This is a genomic window from Pseudomonas sp. P7779 (assembly GCF_013386315.1).
Taxonomy (GTDB): Bacteria; Pseudomonadota; Gammaproteobacteria; order Pseudomonadales; family Pseudomonadaceae; genus Aquipseudomonas.
In genome coordinates, this window is sequence record NZ_JACARZ010000179.1 from 1 (window position 1) to 570 (window position 570).

The 570-nt window shown below is 66.3% G+C and carries 1 protein-coding gene; it reads right to left on the reverse strand.

Annotation, left to right across the window (positions count from 1 at the left end; translation table 11 throughout):
• A partial coding sequence (locus HX869_RS30850) for an LLM class flavin-dependent oxidoreductase (RefSeq protein ID WP_178904152.1) occupies positions 1-511 on the reverse strand: 511 nt, incomplete at its 3' end.
• Between the last annotated feature and the right edge of the window lie 59 nt (positions 512-570).

The window sequence follows — 570 nt, forward strand, 5'->3', positions numbered from 1 at the left end:
GGCTGTCGTCCAGCACCAGTGGCGGCGCGGGCAGTTCGCGGCGGGCGACGCCGGCGTTTTCCAGTTGGAAATAGCGGCCTTGATAATCCAGGCCGCCGTCATTCGGTGCCAGCAGTTGTTGGAGAATCTCCAGGTATTCGCCGATGCGTTCGCTGCGCTGGTCGCGGTTCAGCCATTCGCCAAACGCACTGCGCAGGCTGCCTTGTTCGCCGTCGGGCAAGTGCAGGCGCACCCGGTGGCTGCTGATCGATTGCAGGCTTTGCAGGGTGGTGGCCAGGGCCGCCGGCAGCATGACTTCCGGCGGTACGCTCACCGACAATTGCACCCGTCGGGTGTGGGCGCACAACGCCGCCGCCACACCGAGGCTGTCGGCACATAGCGCGCCGCCGGGGATCCACAGGCCGTCGATGCCGGCGTATTCCACCGCCTGGGCCAGCTGGATCCACTGCCCCGGCCGCGCCGCCCAGTCGGGGGTACAGAGGGGCATCAACCAACTGAATTCAAGGGGCATACACGGGCTCCATAGTTTGGCATCAGCATCACGCGTCGTCGTAGCAGCTGTCGAGCCCC